Source organism: Aurantibacter crassamenti, assembly GCF_016811105.1.
Classification (GTDB): domain Bacteria; phylum Bacteroidota; class Bacteroidia; order Flavobacteriales; family Flavobacteriaceae; genus Aurantibacter_A; species Aurantibacter_A crassamenti.
Map to the genome: position 1 here is coordinate 313,802 of NZ_JAFBGM010000002.1, position 22,409 is coordinate 336,210.

Below are 22,409 nucleotides of genomic sequence, written 5' to 3' on the forward strand. Positions count from 1 at the left end.
CATCCTCACTAAAGTACCTCTAATTTTGCAAATCGGAGTAATAATTTTTTAATGTCACCTTGATCAAATTGTATCTCAGCTTTTTTATCATTACCCACACCATCTATTTTCAACACCTTACCTCTACCGAATCTAGTGTGATTCACCAATGACCCTTCGGCTAAATTAGAATCAACAACATTCGTGTTTTCAACGGGTTGTGCTAATTGTGGTTTCAATTTTCTAAGTTTTCGTAATTGTGCGGAATTTGGTGTTCCTATTGTGGGCGCTGAACCACTTTTTGGTTTAACTTGACGTAACTTCGATTTATCTACATCCCCAAAAATATCAGCATCAATTAAAGATTTATAGCGATATGTATTTTTTATCGGTGTCAGCTGTTCTATATACTTTTCATCAATTTCTTCAATAAATCGACTAGGTTCAGAATCTATAAGTTTACCCCATCGATATCGTGTTTGAGCATAAGTTAGATACGCTTGCTTTTCAGCCCTCGTTAAGGCAACATAAAAAAGTCTTCTTTCTTCTTCGAGCTCACTACGGGTATTCATGCTCATACCGGAAGGAAATAAATCTTCTTCTAACCCTACAATATACACGTACGGAAACTCAAGTCCTTTTGCCAAGTGAATGGTCATCAAAGCAACTCTGTCATCATCACCAGTATCATTATCTAAATCTGTTGCTAAGGCTACATCTTCAAGAAATTCAGAAATATTACCCGTGGCATCAGCAATTTCTTTTTGACCTTCAACAAAATCTTTAATTCCGTTTAAGAGTTCTTCAATATTTTCCATTCGAGCAATACCTTCGGGCGTGCCGTCTTTTTTAAATTCAATTAGAATTCCAGTCTTTTTAGCTACATGTTCAGCAAGAGTAAAAGCGTCAGCACTTTCATTCATAATTTGAAAACTCTGAATCATGGTGACAAAATCTTGTAATTTACGTTTTGTACCACCATTAATGCGTAAATCTATTTTATCTAGATTTTGCATCACTTCAATCATTGAACGCCCATAATGATTAGCAGCAACCACTAATTTATCAACTGTAGTTTGCCCAATACCACGCGTAGGGTAATTGATAACTCTTTTTAAAGCCTCTTCATCTTTTGGGTTGATTATAAGACGTAAATAAGAAAGTACATCTTTTATTTCTTTACGTTGGTAAAATGAAAGTCCACCATAAATACGATACGGTATATCACGTTTGCGCAAAGCATCTTCCATTGCACGTGATTGCGAGTTTGTTCGATATAAAATAGCAAAATTACCGTTTGGCAATTGATGCTGCATTTTATTCTCAAATATTGAACCCGCAACAAAACGCCCTTCTTCAGCATCAGTAACACTTCTATGTACTTTTATAGATGGCCCATCATCATTAGCTGTCCAAACTACCTTTTCTAGTTGATTTTTATTATTAGCAATGATTGAATTCGCTGCATTTACAATATTCTTTGTGGAGCGGTAATTTTGCTCCAATCGATAAACACCAACATTATCATAATCTCTTTGAAAGTTCAGAATATTACTAATGTTAGCACCTCTAAATGAATAAATACTCTGGGCATCATCACCAACGACGCAAATATTCTGATAACGGTCTGACAAAGCCTTTACAATGAGGTATTGCGAATGATTGGTATCTTGGTACTCATCTACCAATATATACTTAAAACGTTCTTGGTACTTCATTAAAACCTCTGGAAAACGTGTCAGCAATTCATTTGTTCTTAAAAGTAAATCATCAAAATCCATTGCACCCGCCTTAAAGCAGCGATCCACATATTCTTGATAAATCTCTCCCAATCGAGGCCTTTTAGCCATTGCATCATCTTCAGTTAAATCAGGATTCTGCAAATAAGCTTTAACCGTAATCAGACTGTTTTTTAATGAAGAAATTCTATTCTGTATCTGTTTGTATTTATAAACATCTTTATCCAAGGCCTTTTCTCTAATAATAGCAGAAATAAGGCGCTGACTATCTTGGGTATCATAAATAGTAAAATTACTGGGGTAGCCCAGTTTAGAACCGTCATAACGTAACAACTTGGCAAAAACGGAGTGAAAAGTTCCCATCCAAAGATTTTTAGCCTCTGCACCAACGATATCTGAAATACGCTTTTGCATTTCACGCGCGGCCTTATTGGTAAATGTCAAAGACAAAATATTGAAGGCGTCTACACCTTGATCCATCAAGTATGCAATTCTATACGTTAAAACCCTTGTTTTACCAGAACCAGCACCAGCTATAACCATTAGTGGACCCTCTTTGTGTAAAACAGGTTCTCTTTGTGCTTCGTTAAGTAGACTTAAATATTGTTCCAAATTTGTGTTTTTCCTAAATTGATTTATGTGGTAATTAACTCTGAATAAAACCTTTTCTACTAATATTTTCTAAAAGCAAAATGAAATAATATTATTCGGGTCAAGCCATAATCTAACTTGATAAATTATGGATGATAAATTTAGCCATAATTGCATACTTGGCTTTGGTAACTTGCTAATAATTATAAACAATAGCCCATCAATTTCATATGAATTTAAATATATTAGAGGCACTTTAAAGTTTAATCATAAATCCAATGACTGTATATTTTATGCATTTCACTAAATAATTAAATTTTACAGTAACGTATAAAACCACCTGTATGAAAAAACTAGTAGTAACAGGAATTCTTTTATTTGGAATTCTAAGCACAGTACAAAGTCAAAAACTAGATAATGAATATGCCAAAATTGAATCTAAGGTTATTGCATGGCGGCATGATTTTCATCAAAATCCGGAATTAGGAAACCGAGAGTTTAAAACAGCTGAGAAAATTGCCACACATCTAAAGTCATTAGGTATTGAGGTACAAACTGGCGTAGCCCATACGGGTGTGGTTGGCCTTTTAAAAGGCAATAAACCGGGTAAAGTTTTGGCGCTACGTGCTGATATAGATGCTTTGCCAGTAACTGAAAGAAATGATTTGCCTTTTAAATCAACCGTAACTTCAGAATTTAGAGGTGAAAAAGTTGGTGTTATGCATGCTTGTGGACATGATACGCATACCGCGATTTTAATGGGAGTTGCTGAAATATTATCAAAACATAAAGACAAGATAAAAGGTACCATTAAATTTATTTTTCAACCTTCAGAAGAAGGGCCACCACCCGGTGAAGAAGGTGGAGCCTTGTTAATGGTTAAAGAAGGTGTAATGGAAAAACCGAAAGTTGACGCTATTTTTGGTCTACACATTAATTCACAAACACCTGTTGGCACTATTTTGTATAAACCAGGGGGCATAATGGCTGCAGCACAGATTTTCACTATCAAGGTGAAAGGGAAACAAAGTCATGGTTCACAGCCATGGTCGGGTGTAGATCCTATATTAATAAGCGCAAAAATAATTGACGGTCTTCAAACAATTATCAGTAGAGAAACAGAATTAACTGAAGAGGCTGCTGTAATTACAGTAGGAAAAATAAATAGTGGAATTCGCTTTAATATAATTCCTGAAACTGCTGAAATGATTGGTACCATTAGAACCCTAGACTATGAAATGAAAGAAAAACTCAACAAGCGAATGGTAGAAATGGTACGTGATATTGCCAAAGCTTATGGCGGTGAAGCAACTTGTGAAATTAAAGATGCCACAGATATTACATTTAATGATCCCGCTTTAGTTGAACAAATGCTACCTACCATGCAACGCGTTGCTGGTAATGAAAACGTACAATTGAGGAAAGCTACTACTGGCGCTGAAGATTTCTCATATTTTCAGCGTGAAGCCCCTGGTTTTTTCTTTTTCTTAGGAGGAATGACTCCTGGTTCTACCGAATCATTTCCGCACCACACTCCTGACTTTTTAATAGATGACAAGGGTATGATTTTAGGTGTAAAAACACTGACTGAAATGAGCTTAGATTATTTGAATAAAAAATAAGCGTTATACACTTTATATGAAAAGCTATTCCATACCGTTAGAAGAATAACGACAAGAAGCTTCGCTTTTGTTAAATAGCTTAAATTAAAAAAAAGTGAATCTCTTGAATAATTTACAATTGTATATTTGTACAATAGATTTCATTAAATTAAACTAGTATCAATACTATGAATAAACTAATACTTACTTTTTGTGCTGTACTTTTTCTTTGCAATCTTTCTAATGCACAAAGAAAAAGCGATTTAATTGCAGAGGTTGCCACGTTAAGAACTCAATTAGACTCAGTTTCTGCTGTAGTAGCTGAAGCCAAGAATAATGAAAAAATTGGACTGTCTGAAGCTGAATCTTATAAGAAGCAAGTCACAGAGTTACAAGATGCAAATCTTACATTAATGAAAAACTTGAACAGTTTTGCTGAAGTTTCAAACAAAAACACCAGTATCGTTAATACGGCAATGGCTACCATAGAAGCAAAAGAAGCACAATTGAAAAAAATAAAGGCAGCTCTCTCAAGCCATGATTCTACGGCACTTGTTGTTTTAACAAACGCTAAGCAAACTTTAGGTGAAGATGCAAAAATTGGTGTAGCTAACGGCGCGGTAATTATTTCATCAAAATTAGCCTCAATATTTGGTGATGATACAGGAACAACTGTTACGGCTAGTTCAGAAGAATGGTTAGGTAAAATTGCTGCAATATTAAAAGCGAATCCTAAATCATCAATAACCATTGAAGGTTTAAGTATGACGGGGGATTTAAAAACACCTGCACAACAGGCTATGGCCATAGAAGATATTTTAAAAGATAAATTCGAAATTGCTCCAGAACGGTTGTCTTCATCAGGTAGAGACGGTAATCTAAAAGAAGGAGTAATTATCAAGATTCACCCAAATTATCTAGACTTCTATGATATGGTTAAAGAAGAGATGAAGAATTAAATGTTGTTGTTTTAATTGCATGTAGTTGGATAAATACTTTTTGAAAAAAATCATCGTTCTATTTTCAGAAACCAATTAACCACAACCAAAAATGCAAGAAGAAGGAATTCTACAAATGTTCGGTTTTTTATTACCAGCTGTCGTAACTGGTGTTGTTGCTTTTTACTTTTTTAAAATGCACACAAATAATGAAGAAGGCCGTCGTCGTTATCTTTTACAAAAAGACACTCAATCTAGTACGTTACCCATACGGTTGCAAGCATATGAGCGAATGGCTTTATTTTTAGAACGTATTGCCATACCTAATCTTGTGGTACGCATTGCGCCACAAAATGCTGATAAAGCCGCATATGAAACTTTGCTAATCAAAACCATCGAAAATGAATTTGAGCATAACCTTTCGCAACAAATTTATTTAACTGATGAATGTTGGAATATCATAAAAGCTGCCAAAAGCGCAACAATTCAGATGATACGAAAAGCTGGATTAAGTGAAACCGACTCTGCTGATAAACTTCGTGAAGATGTTTTAACAGAAACAATGGATAAATCATCACCATCTGGTACTGCTTTAGCATTTGTTAAAAAAGAAATCGGACAACTTTGGTAAGCAACAAAATTTAGTTTTAAGTGTTACATTTTAGAGTTCTATACTTAAAATGTAACACTTAAGACTTTTTTCTTATTCCAATTCATTAGGTTGAATAGGATTTGTCTCTTCATTTTTATTCTTAGCATAGAGGTAACCTCTTTTCCACCATAAGGTCATTTTCTTTTTATCGAAAATAAGTGAATTTGTAGTTAAAATTGTGGGCGTGTAATACAAATTTATTATCGCATTATTCTGATTGGCTACTAACTTTCCTATTCTAATATTCTGATTTTCAATTCGATCCAGAATAAAACTCAACATAGTTGTTAATAGCTCAAACGGATTTCTAGAGGGCATTCTGTTCATATAATTTACCTCTGTATGCAACACAACTACATCAATATCAGTAGCACCGCGTCTAATAGCTTCTTCTATTGGTACAATACTACCTAGACCACCATCAGCATATTCACAACCGTTTTTACGAACCAAACTCATAAATGGGGTGTAATTAGATGAAATCCAAATCCAATCACAATATTCATCGTAGGTACAATCGTTTATCGATTTATATTCTACTTGATTTAGTGATAGATTTGAAACAGTAACCACAACATCATTTGGTCCGTTTTTCAACTCTTCAAATTCAGCCACTGTAAGACTTTCACGAATAAGTTTTCTAAGGTTCTCGCTTTCGCCAAATGTCTTTTTACCTTTTATTAAATTTCTAGCAACATTCCAATGATTAATAGATATTTCATCAATTCCATACTTTCTTGTGATAACAAAGGGACAACTACTGAAAATGGTTTTTTGATCTACATTAGAATAAATTTCCTTGATTTTATCAAGTTTACCTAAGGCCAAATGTGATATAAGTAAACTACCTGTAGAGGTACCCACAAAAAGGTCGTATTTATTACCAGCTTCTTGTATAAGAAACTGTGCAACACCACCTGCAAAGGCACCTTTGCTGCCACCACCTGAAATGACTAATGCGCGCATTATTCTTTGAGTTTACTTTTTAGATAACGAGTTTCTTGAGAATTTAGTTTCTCTGAAAGTGCTATTAATCTTGGTTTATATTCCTCATCCTTAACTAATTCATCTAAAAGATTTCGAGCAAAATTTCTAAATCTCCAAGAATGATGACTTGTAGCTTTTACCAAATTAGATAATGCCTCTTGATTATATCCAAACGTTTCTTTAAGATAAAAGAAAGCACCCTGTCTAATTTCAAAAGAATATTCCGCATTTGAATATCCACTCAATTCTTGAAAATATTCTTTTGTTTTTAATGAATCATATCCATCCGTTAAAATAGCTAAAGTTAGCCATAAGAGCCTTACATTTTTATTAGGAAGCCCTTCTATGTTTTTCGTTTGATCTAAATAATTATTCTGTTGTTCAGGAAAAGTAGACCAAAGCTTATACAGTACCGCTTCTTGAGTCAGATAACTTTTATCATTCAATAATTTCTCTAGTTCATGTCTTGCATCAACCGGAATTTCAGTCATTAATTGAATAGCCTTCTGTCTTATTTTAATATTGGTATGCTCTAAAGCTTCAATTAAATCAGCTACAGAAAGTTTTTCACTTAATTCATCTAATAAAGCCTCTTTGAATGCGATAGGCTCAACTGCATTAAGCTTCCAATTACCAAGTGTAATTCCATTTTCTTTTAAATTTAGATATTTTTTTATGGATGGATTTTTTTCTTTTAAATAAGTTTTAGCCGCTATCCATGGAAACTCAGTTGAAAGTAACCACTTAGATTGATAAGCATCTAGACTTTTACCAGATGCCAATTCCATTTCTTTTAAAAATTCAGGAATTGTCACATTCTTAAACTTATATTTATTTAAATAGGATACAATTCCTTTTTTAAAAGCCTCCTCTCCTATTTGTTCTTTTAACATTACAAGCGCCCAAGCCCCTTTTTCATAAAAAGTGGCACTACTAGCTTTTGGGTCTGTTAGTGCTTGACCAGCGCCGTCTTCTGATATTTTCTGTAGTTCTTTTGCAGTTTTAAATAATTTCCAATAAAAATGGTCATCATCAAAAACATGTTTTTCTGATAAATAAGCATAATACGTTGCAAAACCTTCTTGTAACCAATGGTGACTACCACTTTTTTCGGTAACCAAATCACCAAACCATTGGTGTGCTAATTCATGTGCATTAACATTAATATAATTTTTATCTACAAAGGCGATAGAATCAATCATATATTGATCTGAGAAAATAGTAGCACTTGTATTTTCCATGCCAGCATACAAAAAATCATGAACTGGTATCTGCTTGTAATTTTGCCAAGGATAAGCTACTCCTATTTCGTTTTCAAGAAAATCGAAAATCTCTTTAGTATATCGGTATGTTGGTTCTACTCGTAAACTATCTTTAGGGTAATAGTAGTTTTCTATTGAAACTCCACTTGTTGATTTCAATTCTTGCTTTTTATAATCACCAACAACAAAAGCTAGAAGATAGCTACTCATTGGGTTTTGCATATCATAATGCCAAGTTTTCATTTGGCTTTTTTCATTTGAAGTACCCACCAAATTACCATTTGCAATTACTTGAAAATTTGACTTAGCAGTAATATTCAAATCAAACTCCACTTTTTCTTCCATCGCATCAAAACTGGGTAGCCAATGACTTGTGTATTTACCTTGTCCTTGTGTCCAGATTTGTTCATTACCCGCTATAGCATCATCCCATCCTAAAAAATAAACCGTTTGTTTTGGAGTACAGGTATAATCCAATTTTAATTTATAATGCTTCCCTTTTTTAAACTTTTTAAAAATTGAAATTGTGCTACTATCATTAACATAATCAACCTTTTTATCATTAATTAAAACTGCAGAAAAATTCATTTTTTTGGCATCTAAAAAAATGGAATCTACATTTTGTAAAACATTGAAATCATACGTAACACTTGCTGTAATTTGCTTTTTCTCAGGAATAGGTTCTAAAGAAACCGTAGCAAGAATAAAGTCTACTTTATCTTGATGCTGCGCAATTACTGAGAAAGAAAGCGAGAGAAAAAGAAGTATAAAAATTCGATTCATATAGATAATAACTACAAAGTGTGCACCAAATTTAAGGTTTTAGTTTGTCGTGTTAAGGTCTAACAACTAATTTAGTCGAATGAATGTTAATCTTCAAACACCAATTGTATATTTAAAAGGAGTTGGCCCAAATAGAGCCGAAACCTTACAATCAGAATTGGGCATTCATACCTTTCAAGATCTATTAAATCTTTTTCCGAATCGATATATTGATAAAACCCAGTATTATAAAGTTGCGCAATTGCAACGCAGCAGTGCTGATGTTCAAATCAAAGGAAAAATTGTTCATATAAAAACTGTTGAACAAAAGAAGGGTAAACGCTTGGTTGCCAAATTTGTTGATGACACCGGAGAAATGGAATTAATTTGGTTTCGTGGTCAAAAATGGATTCGAGATAATTTAAAACTCAATGAACCCTATGTGATTTTCGGCAAATGCAATTGGTATAGCGGAAAATTTTCAATGCCACACCCCGAAATGGAACTTTTAAAAGACCATGAAAAAGGGCTTAAAATTTCGATGCAACCTGTTTATCCATCAACTGAAAAACTTAGCAACAAGGGCATTACCAATCGCGTTATTAACAAACTAGTACAACAACTATTCATAGATACAAAGGGGCGGTTTTCAGAAACTCTTTCACAACCGCTTTTAGACGATTTAAAATTACTACCCAAGGCTGAGGCGCTATTCAACATACATTTTCCAAAAAGTCAAGAATTATTAGCCAAAGCTCAATTTAGATTAAAATTTGAAGAACTATTTTATATTCAATTGCAGCTCATTTCTAAGAAAATGGTACGAAAGAAAAAAATTAAAGGATTCAATTTTGATCAAGTAGGCGTGCTTTTTAATGAATTCTATCAAAACCATTTGCCTTTTGAATTGACAAATGCCCAAAAAAGGGTAATAAAAGAAATACGTGCCGATTTAGGAAGTAATGCACAAATGAATAGACTTCTACAAGGTGATGTAGGTTCAGGAAAAACAATTGTAGCGGTGATGACGATGCTTTTAGCTATTGACAACGGATTTCAAGCCTGCCTAATGGCACCCACTGAAATATTGGCAAATCAGCATTATACTGGTATCATAGAATTGTTAGAAGGTACCGGAATTACATGTGCCCTTTTAACAGGTTCAGTTAAAAAATCAGCAAGAAGACCAATTCATGAACAATTAGAGAGTGGAGAATTACAAATCTTAATTGGTACACATGCCCTTTTAGAAGACAAAGTGCAATATAAAAACTTAGGCTTAGCAATTGTTGATGAGCAACATCGATTTGGTGTAGCGCAGCGATCTAAATTATGGCACAAAAATGAATTTCCGCCACATATTTTAGTAATGACGGCAACACCAATACCGAGAACTTTGGCCATGAGCTTGTACGGTGATTTAGACATTTCGGTAATTGATGAACTTCCGCCAGGCAGAAAACCTATAAAAACGGTACATCGATATGACGCAAATCGCCTAAAGGTCTTCCAATTTATTCGTGATGAAATAAAAAAGGGAAGGCAGATTTATATGGTCTACCCATTAATTCAAGAATCAGAGGCTTTAGATTATAAAGATTTAATGGATGGTTATGAGAGTGTTGCACGAGACTTCCCACTACCCGATTATCAAATTTCCATAGTACATGGTAAAATGAAACCTGCAGATAAAGATTATGAAATGGATCGTTTTGTAAAAGGTGAAACACAAATTATGGTTGCAACAACCGTAATTGAAGTTGGCGTAAATGTACCCAATGCTTCGGTCATGATTATTGAAAGTGCTGAACGCTTTGGTTTATCGCAATTACATCAACTTCGCGGTAGAGTTGGCCGTGGTGCTGACCAAAGTTATTGTATACTGATGACGAGTCACAAACTTTCGGCAGAAGCGAAAACCAGGTTAGAAACTATGGTTAGTACTAATGATGGATTTGAAATTGCTGAAGTAGACCTTAAATTACGAGGTCCTGGAGATTTAATGGGAACACAGCAAAGTGGTGTTCTAAATCTAAAAATAGCGGATATTGTTAAAGACAATGATATTTTAAAAACTGCCCGTTTTTATGCCATACAATTGTTAAAGGCTGATCCCACTTTGGAAAAACCAGAACATTTAGTAATTAGACATGCTTATGCACAATTGGTTAAGCATAAAAATATTTGGACGTATATTAGTTAATCACGAAATAACACAAATGTGTTGAACATCGTAATTTTAAACTACTAGAATTTCTTAAAAACACCTTCTTTCATTAGCTTTGCTAGCTTACAATTCAAAGATTATGAGTACGAAAAAGACTTTATTTGACAAAGTGTGGGATTCACACGTTGTTCATCAAATTGAAAATGGCCCTGATGTATTGTTCATCGACCGCCACATGGTTCATGAGGTAACGAGCCCTGTTGCATTTTTAGGTTTGAAGAACAGAGGCATTCGGGTAATGCATCCTGAAAAGACCTTTGCAACTGCGGATCATAATACCCCAACAATCAATCAACACCTACCTGTAGAAGACCCACTTTCTGCAAATCAGTTAAAAATGTTGGAAGAAAATGCCAATGAATATGGTATTTCATATTGGGGATTAGGACATGAGAAAAACGGAATTGTACATGTTGTAGGTCCGGAATACGGAATTACACAACCAGGTGCTACAATTGTATGTGGAGATTCACATACTTCAACACACGGTGCTTTCGGAGCCATTGCCTTTGGTATTGGTACTTCTGAAGTTGAAATGGTATTGGCAACGCAATGTATAATGCAGCCGAAACCAAAAAGCATGCGTATTAACATTACTGGAGATTTACAATACGGAGTAACGCCAAAAGACGTTGCACTTTTCATTATATCGCAATTGACTACTTCTGGTGCTACTGGTTATTTTGTTGAATATGCTGGTGATGTTTTCAAAAGTATGACTATGGAAGGTCGTATGACTGTTTGTAATTTAAGTATTGAAATGGGTGCTCGTGGTGGTATGATTGCTCCTGATGAAACTACTTTTCATTATGTAAAAGGTCGTGAATTCACTCCAAAAGGTGAAGCTTGGGATACTGCAATGAATTACTGGCAAACATTATATACTGATGAAGGTGCCGAATTCGATAAAGAATTGACTTTTGATGGTTCACAAATTGAACCAATGATAACATATGGTACAAACCCAGGAATGGGCATGGGTATATCTAAGGATATTCCGAATGCTGCTGATGTTCAAGGAGGAGCCTCTACTTATAAGAAATCATTACAATACATGAAATTTGGTGAAGGTGATTCCATGATTGGGAAGTCTATCGATTTCGTTTTCTTAGGAAGCTGTACCAATGGTAGAATTGAAGATTTTAGAGCATTTGCATCTATTGTAAAAGGAAAACAGAAAGCAGATAATGTTACAGCATGGTTGGTGCCAGGTAGTCATCAAGTTGAAGCGGCCATCAAAGAAGAAGGTATTTTAGCAATACTGAATGATGCAGGTTTTGAACTTAGAGAACCAGGTTGCTCAGCATGTTTAGCGATGAACGACGATAAAGTTCCTCCAGGAAAATTAGCAGTCAGTACATCGAACAGAAACTTTGAAGGCCGACAAGGTCCAGGTTCTAGAACTTTATTGGCTAGTCCACTTGTTGCAGCAGCCGCAGCGGTTACTGGTAAAGTTACTGACCCAAGAGAATTAATGGAAAAGGAATTAGCATAGCTAGTTGCTTAAAGCTATGGGCTATTTGTCCTCTAGCAATTGTATAAAAAATAAGACTAATGGCTAAAAGCCAATAGCAAAAAGCTAAAAAAATGGCATACGATAAATTCAATATACTTAGAACAACGGCGGTTCCACTTCCTATAGAGAATGTAGATACTGACCAAATCATTCCTGCTCGTTTCTTAAAAGCAACAGAGCGTAAAGGTTTTGGTGATAACTTATTTCGTGATTGGCGCTATAACCAAGATGGCACTCCGAAAGAAGATTTTGTTTTGAACAATCCAAAATATAAGGGTAAAATTCTAGTTGGAGGTGCGAACTTTGGTTCTGGTTCATCAAGAGAACATGCAGCGTGGGCAGTTTATGATTGCGGTTTTCGTTGCGTAATCTCTAGTTTCTTTGCTGATATATTTAGAGGTAACTGCCTGAACATTGGCGTATTACCAGTACAGGTTAGTGCGGAATTCTTACAGAAAATTTTTGCGGCTATTGAAGCTGATCCAAATGCAGAATTTGAAGTAAGTCTTGAAGATCAGAAAGTGACGATTTTGGCAACTGGTGAAAGTGAACCTTTTGACATCAACGATTACAAGAAAGGGAATATGACGAATGGTTTTGATGACATTGACTATTTATTAAACATCAAGGAGAACATACAAGAGTTTGCTAAAAGTACTCCGTTGTAACCCTATTGATATTGAATTGAGTTCATCATGAAAAGAACCATTGAAATCATGGACACCACCTTACGGGATGGTGAACAGACATCTGGCGTGTCTTTTTCGGCTTCCGAAAAACTAACCTTAGCAAAGCTATTACTTGACGAACTCAAAGTAGATCGAATTGAAGTGGCGTCAGCAAGGGTTTCTGATGGTGAACTTGAAGCGGTTAAACAAATTACTTCGTGGGCTAAATCTCAAAAATATTTAGACCGAATTGAAGTATTAACCTTTGTAGATCGCGGGGTTTCTTTAGAGTGGATGAAAAAAGCTGGGGCTAAAGTTCAGAATTTATTGACTAAAGGTTCTTTAAATCATCTAACACATCAGCTTAAGAAAACTCCAAAACAACATTTCAATGCCATTCAAAAGGTAATTGAACAGGCAAAAAAGCAACGTATTCAAACCAATGTTTATTTAGAAGATTGGAGTAATGGAATGCGAAATTCTAAAGAATACGTTTTCGAATTTTTAGATTTTCTTGCAACCCAACCTATAAAACGTGTACTACTTCCTGATACTTTAGGGGTTATCACCTATAAAGAAACATATGATTTTATTTCGGAAATAGTAGAACGATATCCAAAGATGCATTTCGATTTTCATGGTCATAATGACTACGATTTAGGAGTTGCGAATGCTATGGAAGCTATTAAAGCTGGGTGTCATGGATTGCATCTTACGGTAAACGGAATGGGTGAACGCGCTGGTAACGCACCTATGGCTAGTGCCATTGCGGTTATCAATGATTTTTTACCTGAAGTAAAAATCAATGTAAATGAAAAGGCGCTTTTTAAAGTAAGTAAACTAGTTTCAGCTTTTACAGGAGTTGGTATTCCTTCAAATAAACCCATAGTTGGCGACAGCGTTTTTACGCAAACCGCTGGTATTCATGCAGATGGAGACAGCAAAAACAATCTCTACTTTAGTGATTTAATGCCTGAACGTTTCGGAAGAAAGCGTAAATATGCATTGGGAAAAATGTCAGGGAAAGCGAATATTCAAAAGAATTTACAAGAGCTTGGCCTAACCCTAAATGATGACGAACTTAAAAAAGTAACCGCACGGATTATTGAATTAGGTGACAAAAAAGAACGAGTAACAAAAGAAGATTTACCTTATATAATTTCAGATGTATTAGATACTGACTTTCAACAGAAAGTTTTTGTAAAATCATATGTATTAACACACTCAAAAGGATTAAAACCTTCCACTACCCTTTCCTTAGAAATAAATGGAAAAGTGTATGAGGAAATTGGATCTGGAGACGGACAATACGATGCATTCATGAATGCACTACGTAAAATATATTCGTCTCAAAAAATAGAATTACCTAGTTTGGTTGATTATGCAGTTCGTATACCACCAGGCAGTAACTCTGACGCCCTTTGTGAAACAATTATTACATGGGAAGATGCTGATGGAAAGGAGTTTATCTCAAGAGGGTTAGATTCTGATCAAACAGTAAGTGCGATAAAGGCAACAGAAAAAATGTTGAATATTATTTAAGTAAACCACAAAAATGGTTGAACAAATAAGAAGAAAACATCAGTTAACTTAATAAATATAATTAATTAAAAACGTAAAGCGAAGTACAACTGTACTATGAAAAGCGTATAGCGTAAAGCGAGAAAAACATGAAATTAAACATTGCATTATTAGCCGGTGACGGAATCGGACCAGAAGTAATCGACCAAGCTGTAAAAGTTTGTGATGCTATATCAAAGAAGTACAATCATGAAATCAATTGGCAACCTGCTTTGACTGGTGCTGCTGCAATTGATGCTGTCGGAGAGCCTTATCCTGATTCAACGCATGAAGTTTGTGCAAATGCAGATGCTGTATTGTTCGGTGCAATTGGGCACCCAAGATTTGATAACGATCCAACTGCAAAAGTTCGTCCAGAACAAGGTTTATTAAAAATGCGTCAAAAACTTGGCTTATTTGCTAATGTGCGTCCAACCTTTACTTTTCCTTCTTTAATTGATAAATCACCATTAAAAAGAGAACGTATTGAAGGAACAGATTTAATAATTCTTCGTGAATTAACTGGAGGCGTTTATTTTGGAGAACGTGGCAGAAAAGACGACGGAAATACAGCTTTTGACACCATGACGTACCAACGTTTTGAAATTGAACGTTTAGCGGCAAAAGGCTTTGAAATGGCAATGAAACGTTCTAAAAAATTATGTTGTGTAGACAAAGCCAATGTATTAGAATCTTCAAGATTATGGAGAGAAACAGTACAGGCTATGGAAAAAGATTATCCAGAAGTTGAAGTATCATATGAATTTATTGATGCCGTTGCAATGCGATTGGTACAATGGCCAAAAGATTATGACGTAATAATTACGGCAAATTTATTTGGTGATATTTTAACGGATGAAGCCTCGGTAATCGCAGGTTCTATGGGTCTAATGCCTTCTTCATCTGTAGGTAGTAAAGTTTCTTTGTATGAGCCAATACACGGTTCTTACCCACAAGCAGCTGGAAAAGACATCGCAAATCCGTTAGCAACTGTGTTGTCAGCGGCCATGTTATTTGAAGATATGGATTTAAATGCTGAGGCTCAAGCCATTCGTGATGTGGTTAATAAGTCATTAGCTGAAGGTTATGTAACTGAAGATTTAGCCGAAGGTGGAAAAGCCTACAAGACCAGTGAAGTCGGTGATTGGTTGGCTAAAAACGTATAATGAAACAAAGTAATTTAAAAAAGCCTTTTGAAAATTATCAAAAGGCTTTTTTTGTGTCTTGAAGTCTGATTCAATTTCCTCCATAATATATAATCAATGAAATGTAATTAGTTTTTATAAATTGCAACTACGTAAAAACTGAATCACATGAAAAAATACATCACTCTTTTAATACTTTTGATTATAACTATTTCATGTAAAGAAACAGTTGAGGATAACAATAAAATAAACTTCCCTAAAAGTGAAATTGTAGTTACCAACATTCCGAAAAAAGAAAATGTATCGGTTTATATTTTAGCGGGACAATCTAATATGGCCGGCAGAGGTTTTGTAGAACCAAGTGATACCATACCCAATGAAAAACTTTTTAGCGTTAACAAAAACGGACAGCTTATTTTAGCAAAAGAACCACTACACTATTACGAATCCCAACTAACCGGACTAGATTGTGGAGTTTCATTTGGTAAAACAATACTCGAAAACAACAATGAAGATTACGTTTTACTGCTACCTACGGCAGTTGGTGGAAGTTCCATTCAACAATGGATTAAAGATAGCATTCATAGAGATGTACCACTACTTAGTAATTTTAAAGAAAAAGTTTCCATTGGAAAAAAATACGGAACTATAAAGGGTATTTTATGGCATCAAGGCGAATCTGACACCTCTAACGAGTTAAACATAAAAGAGTATTCAAATAGGCTTTCATATTTATTTAATGAATTTAGAACGATAGTTGGCAATAACCAACTACCAATAATTCTTGGAGAGCTAGGTGGTTATTCTAAAGACAATGAATCTTGGCAAAAAATAAATTCTGCAATTCATAGTTATACACAAAAAGACAGTTTAACTTCTTTTATAACCACACAAGATCTAGAGCATAAAGGAGATTATATTCATTTTAACGCAAATGGTCAGCGAGAAATGGGCAAACGCTATGCGCAGAAAATGAACAAGTTTATAAAAAACTAATACAACCTAAAATGAAAAAAACAAATGCCTCTATTTTAAAACATGGTATACGAGCATTACTATTTTTATGCTTAATAATTTCTTGCAAAAATGAAACTAAAGAGAATGCTCAAGCAAAAACAAACGTAAATCCTTCAGCTACAACTTTGCATGAAGCCTATAAAGATGCTTTTTTAATTGGGACAGCGGTAAATCCGTCAATTATATCTGGTGAAGATAAATCGTCACAAGAAATATTATTAAATGATTTTAATGCCATAACGCCTGAAAATTGTATGAAGGCTGCATTGATAAATCCTAAACCAGGAGTTTACAATTTTGAGCCAGCCGATGAATTTGTGGCGTTTGGAAAAAAGCACAATCTTTTTATTATTGGACACACTTTGGTGTGGCATAATCAAACACCAGATTGGTTTTTTACAGACTCAGAAGGCAATCCAAATACACCCGCAGCACAAAAAGAAAGACTTCGTAGTCATATTGAAGCTATTGCTGGAAAATATGCTGGCAAAGTTCATGCTTGGGATGTAGTTAATGAAGTAATTGATAATGATGGGTCATATCGCCCAACCACATGGGTTAAAGGCATTGGTGACGGTGATGAACTAGTAAAATTAGCATTTAAATATGCAAGTGAGTACGCACCAGACACCGAACTGTATTATAATGATTTTAATGCATGGCGACCTGAAAAAAGAGATGGTATTGTTCGAATGGTGAAAATGTTACAAGCCGAAGGCATTCGTATTGATGGAATTGGAATACAAGGACATTGGGGATTAAATTATCCGAAAAACGAATACATTGAACAAGCCATTGATGCATACGCTGCGTTAGGCATTAAAGTTATGATTACAGAGCTCGATGTTGATGTATTACCATTGACAAAAGAAGGTCAAATTATTGGCGTAAGTATGATGGAATCACAATTTCAACTGGAAGAGTTCAAAACCTTTTTGGATCCCTACGCAAATGGATTACCTGATACAGTATCGCAACAATTAGCAGACCGCTATGCAGAATTATTTGGTATTTTCTACGGAAGAAAAAACAAGATCGATCGTGTAACTTTCTGGGGAATTAAAGATGACATGTCTTGGAAAAACGGATATCCTATTCCTGGAAGAACAAATTACCCTTTGCTTTTTAATAGAGATGCTACACCAAAAACAGCTAGAAATTCGATACTTATGGTTTCAGAAAAGTAAATTATAGTATAACTAATTAGATAGAAAAACCCAGAACTAGATTATACTAATTCTGGGTTTTTATTTTATAAAATTCTGATTAGTTAATGACCACCATAAGCCATACTTCTTCTTTTAGCATTTTTCTTCTTTCTAACCAATATAATAGATACAGCCATTAGCACACCCATTCCTGCTAATACCGAACCAACTAAACCAGCAGAAGTGTAACCGTAACCCAAGGCAATTGGAAGTCCCGCAAGATATGCACCAGAAGCATTACCCATATTAAAAGCACTTTGATTCATCGAAGATGCTAACATTTCAGATCCTTTTGCAGAATTAATAATTGCCATCTGAATAGGTGTTGATACGCTGAAAGAAACAATTCCTATTATAAATGTTAATCCCAATATCAAATAAGGGTTTGTCGCAACAAAAGCATTTATAAGCAACACCATAACCATTACTGACAAACTAATTGCCACCGCTTTTAATGGATAAAATATTTCAGCCATTTTAGCGCCAAGAAAATTACCAACAACCATTCCTAATCCGGCAATAATCATAGCGTATCCTACCATACTTTCGGGGTGACCGGCAACCTTAGTAATAAGTGGTGCTATATAACTATACCAAGCAAAGAAACCACCAGTACCAATAGTTGTTAGTAAGATAAGTATCCAAAGTTCAGTGTTTTTAAGACCTTGATTACCTTCTTCACGTGTTTTTGGTGGTTCAGGCTCAAATTTAGGCATCCAGAAGTATATACTAGCCATAGTAATTAATCCTACAACGCCTACCATTAAAAATGAAATATTCCATCCAAAGTGGTGGCCTAAATAGGTTCCTAAGGGTACACCTATAACATTGGCAATCGTTAATCCTGCAAACATTGTGGCAATGGCCTGTGCAGCTTTACCTGGTTTAGCCAATTTACCTGCAACCACAGCACCAATACCAAAAAATGCACCATGTGGTAAGCCAGATAGAAAACGGTAAAATAGTAAAGTACCGTATCCATCAGCGAAAGCTGATAATGTATTAAAAGCAGTAAACCAAAGCATTAGATATAACAATACTTTTTCAGCATTCATTTTACTAGCAAATTTTGTAAATAACGGTGCACCAACAACTACGCCTAGTGCATAAGCAGCAATAAAGTGACCCGCTTGTGGTATAGTAATATTTAATCCAGATGCTACATCAGGCAATATGCCCATGATTACAAATTCGGTTAGACCAATTCCGAAGCCACCAAGGGCTAAGGCTATTAATGGCTTTCTATTTGATGTTTTTAATTTCATAGCTAACATTTTTAAAAGTTTTGCAATTCGATAAAACAATACGCTTCACTGATATTTGAAAACATTTATAATTGTCGGTACAAAGTTAGCCTGCTTCTGCTCTACGTTGGTATAGGTAATTATCCAATATATATTCCATATTACCCTTCATTTTTAACAATAAACATAATTGGGGTAAATAAGCACATATAGTACAGTATTGACAACTTTTTGATTACATATTGAAGGATGTGTAAAGCTTTTAAGCAGAAACAACAAGATTTGATAAAAAGGCGAACAAAAAGGTATTTAGTAATTCAATAAAGATAATAGGCCTGCACAATCATATAAATTGTGCAGGCCTACTGTAAAAGAGTGCTTTAACCATAATTTATAACAAATAATCAGTGCTAATAAAGTTTGACAATTTTGCATCTAATAAATGCTCTATTGTCTCATTATTCAAATCGTTGTCTTTAAATGCAACAAAAGTTCGAATAGAAAAAGAACGCAACGCATCATGAACACTTAAAGTAGCTTGTGCAGAATCTTTTCTTCCTGTAAAAGGATAAACATCAGGCCCACGTTGACAAGAACTATTCAAATTCACACGGCACACTAAATTAACTAGTGCATCAATTAATGGGGAAAGCGCATAAACGTCTTTACCAAAAAGGCTTACTTGTTGTCCATAATTACTCTCAGCCATATCATCTAAAGGCTCTTCGATATCAGTAAAAGAAACTACTGGAATTACCGGACCAAATTGTTCTTCTTGATAAACCCGCATATCTTTAGTAACCGGATATAATACTGCTGGCCAAATATAATTATCAAAACGCTGACCACCCTTTTTATTCATTATTTTAGCACCTTTTGCTAAAGCATCATCAATTAGCTCTTGAATGTAATCTGGTTTTTGAGGCTCAGGTAGCGGTGTTAATTTTACTTCTGCATCCCATGGATTACCAAACTTTAAAGCATCGACAGAAGTAGCCAATTCCTTTATAAATACATCCTTTATTTTATCGTGAACATAAACAATTTTTAAAGCCGTACAGCGCTGTCCGTTAAAAGAAGTAGTACCAGCAACAACCTCATTGATTGTCAATTTCATATCAGCATCAGGCAAAACAATTGCCGGATTCTTAGCTTCTAGACCTAAAACTAATCGTAAGCGATTACTTTTTGGATGCTGGTTTTGCAGTGCGTTTGCAGATTTGCTATTTCCGATTAGTGCTAAAATATCAACTTTACCACTTTGCATAATTGGTGCAGCTACTGCTCTACCTCTACCAAATATGATATTAATTACGCCTTTGGGAAAACTACTTTGAAAAGCTTCTAATAAAGGTGTTATCAATAATACACCGTGCTTTGCAGGCTTAAAAATTGCCGTGTTACCCATTATTATAGCAGGAATCAATAAAGCAAATGTTTCATTTAACGGATAATTGTAAGGCCCCAAGCATAAAACAACACCCAACGGACCTCGTTTAATATGCGCATAAACACCATCATGTTTATGAAATTTAGCAGCATCGCGGCTCAATTGTTTGTAATCTTCTATTGTATCATAGATGTATTCAACAGTACGATCAAACTCCTTTTGAGAATCAGGTAGTGATTTACCAATTTCCCACATTAAAAGTTTTACAATCACATCGCGCTTAGTTTCCATTTGCTTAACAAACTTCTCCATACACTCAATTCGATCTTTAACCTGCATTGTAGGCCACACACCTTGACCACGATCGTAAGCTTTTACAGCAGCATCTAAAGCTTCTAGTGCTTCTTTTTCTCCCATATCAGGAATACTACCTAAAGCCGTTGGTTGATATTCTTCGGTAGAAGAAATGGTAGAATAAACTGTTGTTGAATCACCAGCCCATGCTTTTAACTCACCATTTAGCAAGTAGCGTTGCTGATGTATTTGTTCCGTGATTTCGAATTCTGCTGGTATTTTATTATTCATTAGGTTTGATTTCTAGTTAATACTGAAATTATTTCTACACTATATTGCAAGCGTTTAAACTAAATATTGAAACAAATCTGGCTTGTCATTTAAATAGTCGCCATAAAAATTGTTTTCTTTCATTCGTTGAATTAAAGGTGCCAAATCATCTGGACTTTTCAATTCAATACCGACAATAGCGGGAGCCGTTTCTTTGCTCGACTTTTTTGAATATTCAAAATGCGTGATATCATCGGTATCTCCTAAAATTTCTACAACAAACTCCCTTAATGCCCCAGGGCGCTGCGGAAAACGAACTATAAAATAGTGCTTTAGTTTCGCATATAATAAGGCTCTTTCTTTAATTTCTGGAGTTCTAGTAATATCATTATTGCTTCCGCTTATAATACATACTACATTTTTACCTTTAATTTTATCTGAAAATTGGTCTAATACAGCAATGGTTAATGCCCCTGCTGGTTCAACTACAATTGCATCTCTATTATATAATTCTAATATTGATTCGCAAACCTTACCCTCAGGTACTGTCACCATTTCACTCAGATGATCTTTACAGATATTAAAAGTTAAATCGCCTACTCGTTTTACAGCAGCACCATCAACAAACTTATCGATTGTTGTTAATTCCGTATTTACATTATTTTCTATGGATGTTTTCATCGAAGGTGCCCCTTCTGGTTCAACTCCAATAATTTTTGTGTTTGGTGAAAGTGCTTTAAACGTAGCTATTAAACCTGATGCCAAACCACCACCACCCACCGCCACAAAAACATAGTCTATTGGGTCTTTAGAGCGTTCTATTAATTCAATTCCTACTGTAGCTTGACCCTCAATAATTTTGGGATCATCAAATGGGTGAATGAAAATTTTATCATTCGTTTTGCAAAATGTTTTTGCTGCTTTAAATGAATCATCAAACGTATCACCTTCTAAAACAATAGTTACCCAAGATTCACCAAACATTTTAGTTTGTTCAACCTTTTGTTTAGGCGTAACAGAAGGCATATAAATTGTGGCTTCAATACCCAAATATTTACAAGCAAAAGCTACTCCCTGAGCGTGATTTCCGGCACTGGCGCAAACAGTTCCCTTCTTACGTTCTTCAGCATTAAGTGAACTAATTTTATTATAAGCTCCCCTAATTTTATAGGATCGTACTCGATGCAAATCTTCTCTTTTCAAAAGTATATTTGCATCAAATTTCTTTGATAAACGAATGGAATGCATAAGCGGCGTTGGCTCAGCAATTTGCTGAATTTTCAACGCCGCTTTTTTTATATCCTCAATATTGGGAAAATAGCTCATAGAAACTAAGTCTCAAAAGTTGTTAATCCCATA

The 22,409-nt window shown here is 34.9% G+C and carries 16 protein-coding genes; 10 read left to right on the top strand and 6 right to left on the bottom strand.

Annotated elements, in window-relative coordinates; all coding sequences use genetic code 11:
- Window positions 1–8 precede the first annotated feature (8 nt).
- Window positions 9–2,330 carry an ATP-dependent helicase gene (locus JQC67_RS13970; RefSeq protein WP_203253537.1) on the bottom strand — a complete coding sequence of 774 codons (2,322 nt, stop codon included), beginning with the start codon at window positions 2,328–2,330 and terminating at the stop codon, window positions 9–11.
- Between the two features lie 323 nt (window positions 2,331–2,653).
- Between JQC67_RS13970 and JQC67_RS13975 the strand changes: the two genes are divergently transcribed.
- The 3 genes from JQC67_RS13975 to JQC67_RS13985 all read left to right on the top strand — a co-directional run bounded on the left by JQC67_RS13975 (window position 2,654) and on the right by JQC67_RS13985 (window position 5,479).
- A complete protein-coding gene (locus tag JQC67_RS13975) occupies window positions 2,654–3,931 on the top strand; it encodes an amidohydrolase (RefSeq protein ID WP_203253538.1) in 1,278 nt (425 codons plus the stop codon).
- 167 nt (window positions 3,932–4,098) lie between these two features.
- Entirely contained in the window at window positions 4,099–4,869 is a 771-nt protein-coding gene (locus JQC67_RS13980; RefSeq protein ID WP_203253539.1) for an OmpA family protein, read from the top strand.
- Between the two features lie 91 nt (window positions 4,870–4,960).
- A complete protein-coding gene (locus tag JQC67_RS13985; protein ID WP_203253540.1) occupies window positions 4,961–5,479 on the top strand; it encodes a DUF7935 family protein in 519 nt (172 codons plus the stop codon).
- A 72-nt stretch (window positions 5,480–5,551) separates the two neighbouring features.
- On the opposite strand, the gene JQC67_RS13990 is transcribed toward JQC67_RS13985, so the two are convergent.
- Together JQC67_RS13990 and JQC67_RS13995 are read right to left on the bottom strand one after the other, a co-directional pair.
- On the bottom strand, window positions 5,552–6,466 hold the full coding sequence (locus JQC67_RS13990) for a patatin-like phospholipase family protein (protein WP_203253541.1): 915 nt from the start codon (window positions 6,464–6,466) through the stop codon (window positions 5,552–5,554).
- Window positions 6,466–8,532 (bottom strand): M1 family metallopeptidase, encoded by a 2,067-nt coding sequence (locus tag JQC67_RS13995; RefSeq protein WP_203253542.1) that lies wholly within the window; start codon window positions 8,530–8,532, stop codon window positions 6,466–6,468. The genes JQC67_RS13990 and JQC67_RS13995 overlap by 1 nt, the downstream gene beginning before the upstream one ends.
- Window positions 8,533–8,611: 79 nt before the next feature.
- Here JQC67_RS13995 and recG point away from each other — a divergent pair, with 79 nt between their 5' ends.
- From recG to JQC67_RS14030, 7 genes are all read left to right on the top strand, one after another.
- The gene (recG, locus tag JQC67_RS14000) at window positions 8,612–10,714 is read left to right on the top strand and encodes an ATP-dependent DNA helicase RecG (protein WP_203253543.1); all 2,103 of its coding nucleotides are present in this window, start codon (window positions 8,612–8,614) and stop codon (window positions 10,712–10,714) included.
- 103 nt (window positions 10,715–10,817) lie between these two features.
- The gene (leuC, locus tag JQC67_RS14005) at window positions 10,818–12,233 is read left to right on the top strand and encodes a 3-isopropylmalate dehydratase large subunit (RefSeq protein WP_203253544.1); all 1,416 of its coding nucleotides are present in this window, start codon (window positions 10,818–10,820) and stop codon (window positions 12,231–12,233) included.
- A 92-nt stretch (window positions 12,234–12,325) separates the two neighbouring features.
- Complete coding sequence (leuD, locus tag JQC67_RS14010; RefSeq protein ID WP_203253545.1) at window positions 12,326–12,922, top strand: 3-isopropylmalate dehydratase small subunit; 597 nt, start codon at window positions 12,326–12,328, stop codon at window positions 12,920–12,922.
- 24 nt (window positions 12,923–12,946) lie between these two features.
- Complete coding sequence (locus tag JQC67_RS14015) at window positions 12,947–14,464, top strand: alpha-isopropylmalate synthase regulatory domain-containing protein (protein WP_203254491.1); 1,518 nt, start codon at window positions 12,947–12,949, stop codon at window positions 14,462–14,464.
- A 128-nt stretch (window positions 14,465–14,592) separates the two neighbouring features.
- Window positions 14,593–15,648, top strand: a complete 1,056-nt coding sequence (gene leuB, locus JQC67_RS14020; protein WP_203253546.1) for a 3-isopropylmalate dehydrogenase — start codon at window positions 14,593–14,595, stop codon at window positions 15,646–15,648.
- Window positions 15,649–15,795: 147 nt separating this feature from the next.
- The gene (locus tag JQC67_RS14025) at window positions 15,796–16,623 is read left to right on the top strand and encodes a sialate O-acetylesterase (RefSeq protein ID WP_203253547.1); all 828 of its coding nucleotides are present in this window, start codon (window positions 15,796–15,798) and stop codon (window positions 16,621–16,623) included.
- Window positions 16,624–16,634: 11 nt separating this feature from the next.
- The gene (locus tag JQC67_RS14030) at window positions 16,635–17,831 is read left to right on the top strand and encodes an endo-1,4-beta-xylanase (RefSeq protein ID WP_203253548.1); all 1,197 of its coding nucleotides are present in this window, start codon (window positions 16,635–16,637) and stop codon (window positions 17,829–17,831) included.
- Between the two features lie 83 nt (window positions 17,832–17,914).
- On the opposite strand, the gene JQC67_RS14035 is transcribed toward JQC67_RS14030, so the two are convergent.
- The 3 genes from JQC67_RS14035 to ilvA all read right to left on the bottom strand — a co-directional run bounded on the left by JQC67_RS14035 (window position 17,915) and on the right by ilvA (window position 22,376).
- Window positions 17,915–19,117 (bottom strand): MFS transporter, encoded by a 1,203-nt coding sequence (locus tag JQC67_RS14035; RefSeq protein WP_203253549.1) that lies wholly within the window; start codon window positions 19,115–19,117, stop codon window positions 17,915–17,917.
- Window positions 19,118–19,487: 370 nt separating this feature from the next.
- On the bottom strand, window positions 19,488–21,071 hold the full coding sequence (locus JQC67_RS14040) for an NADP-dependent glyceraldehyde-3-phosphate dehydrogenase (RefSeq protein WP_203253550.1): 1,584 nt from the start codon (window positions 21,069–21,071) through the stop codon (window positions 19,488–19,490).
- Window positions 21,072–21,125: 54 nt separating this feature from the next.
- On the bottom strand, window positions 21,126–22,376 hold the full coding sequence (gene ilvA / locus JQC67_RS14045) for a threonine ammonia-lyase IlvA (RefSeq protein WP_203253551.1): 1,251 nt from the start codon (window positions 22,374–22,376) through the stop codon (window positions 21,126–21,128).
- Between the last annotated feature and the right edge of the window lie 33 nt (window positions 22,377–22,409).

What these genes read in the sequence shown, in the direction of transcription:
- recG (WP_203253543.1), top strand. Translation starts at nt 8,612, where the DNA reads ATGAATGTTAATCTTCAAACACCAATTGTATATTTAAAAGGAGTTGGC.
- leuC (WP_203253544.1), top strand. Translation starts at nt 10,818, where the DNA reads ATGAGTACGAAAAAGACTTTATTTGACAAAGTGTGGGATTCACACGTT.
- JQC67_RS13985 (WP_203253540.1), top strand. Translation starts at nt 4,961, where the DNA reads ATGCAAGAAGAAGGAATTCTACAAATGTTCGGTTTTTTATTACCAGCT.
- leuB (WP_203253546.1), top strand. Translation starts at nt 14,593, where the DNA reads ATGAAATTAAACATTGCATTATTAGCCGGTGACGGAATCGGACCAGAA.
- JQC67_RS13980 (WP_203253539.1), top strand. Translation starts at nt 4,099, where the DNA reads ATGAATAAACTAATACTTACTTTTTGTGCTGTACTTTTTCTTTGCAAT.
- JQC67_RS14040 (WP_203253550.1), bottom strand. Translation starts at nt 21,071, where the DNA reads ATGAATAATAAAATACCAGCAGAATTCGAAATCACGGAACAAATACAT.
- ilvA (WP_203253551.1), bottom strand. Translation starts at nt 22,376, where the DNA reads ATGAGCTATTTTCCCAATATTGAGGATATAAAAAAAGCGGCGTTGAAA.
- JQC67_RS13990 (WP_203253541.1), bottom strand. Translation starts at nt 6,466, where the DNA reads ATGCGCGCATTAGTCATTTCAGGTGGTGGCAGCAAAGGTGCCTTTGCA.
- JQC67_RS13995 (WP_203253542.1), bottom strand. Translation starts at nt 8,532, where the DNA reads ATGAATCGAATTTTTATACTTCTTTTTCTCTCGCTTTCTTTCTCAGTA.
- JQC67_RS14025 (WP_203253547.1), top strand. Translation starts at nt 15,796, where the DNA reads ATGAAAAAATACATCACTCTTTTAATACTTTTGATTATAACTATTTCA.
- JQC67_RS13975 (WP_203253538.1), top strand. Translation starts at nt 2,654, where the DNA reads ATGAAAAAACTAGTAGTAACAGGAATTCTTTTATTTGGAATTCTAAGC.
- leuD (WP_203253545.1), top strand. Translation starts at nt 12,326, where the DNA reads ATGGCATACGATAAATTCAATATACTTAGAACAACGGCGGTTCCACTT.
- JQC67_RS14030 (WP_203253548.1), top strand. Translation starts at nt 16,635, where the DNA reads ATGAAAAAAACAAATGCCTCTATTTTAAAACATGGTATACGAGCATTA.
- JQC67_RS14035 (WP_203253549.1), bottom strand. Translation starts at nt 19,117, where the DNA reads ATGAAATTAAAAACATCAAATAGAAAGCCATTAATAGCCTTAGCCCTT.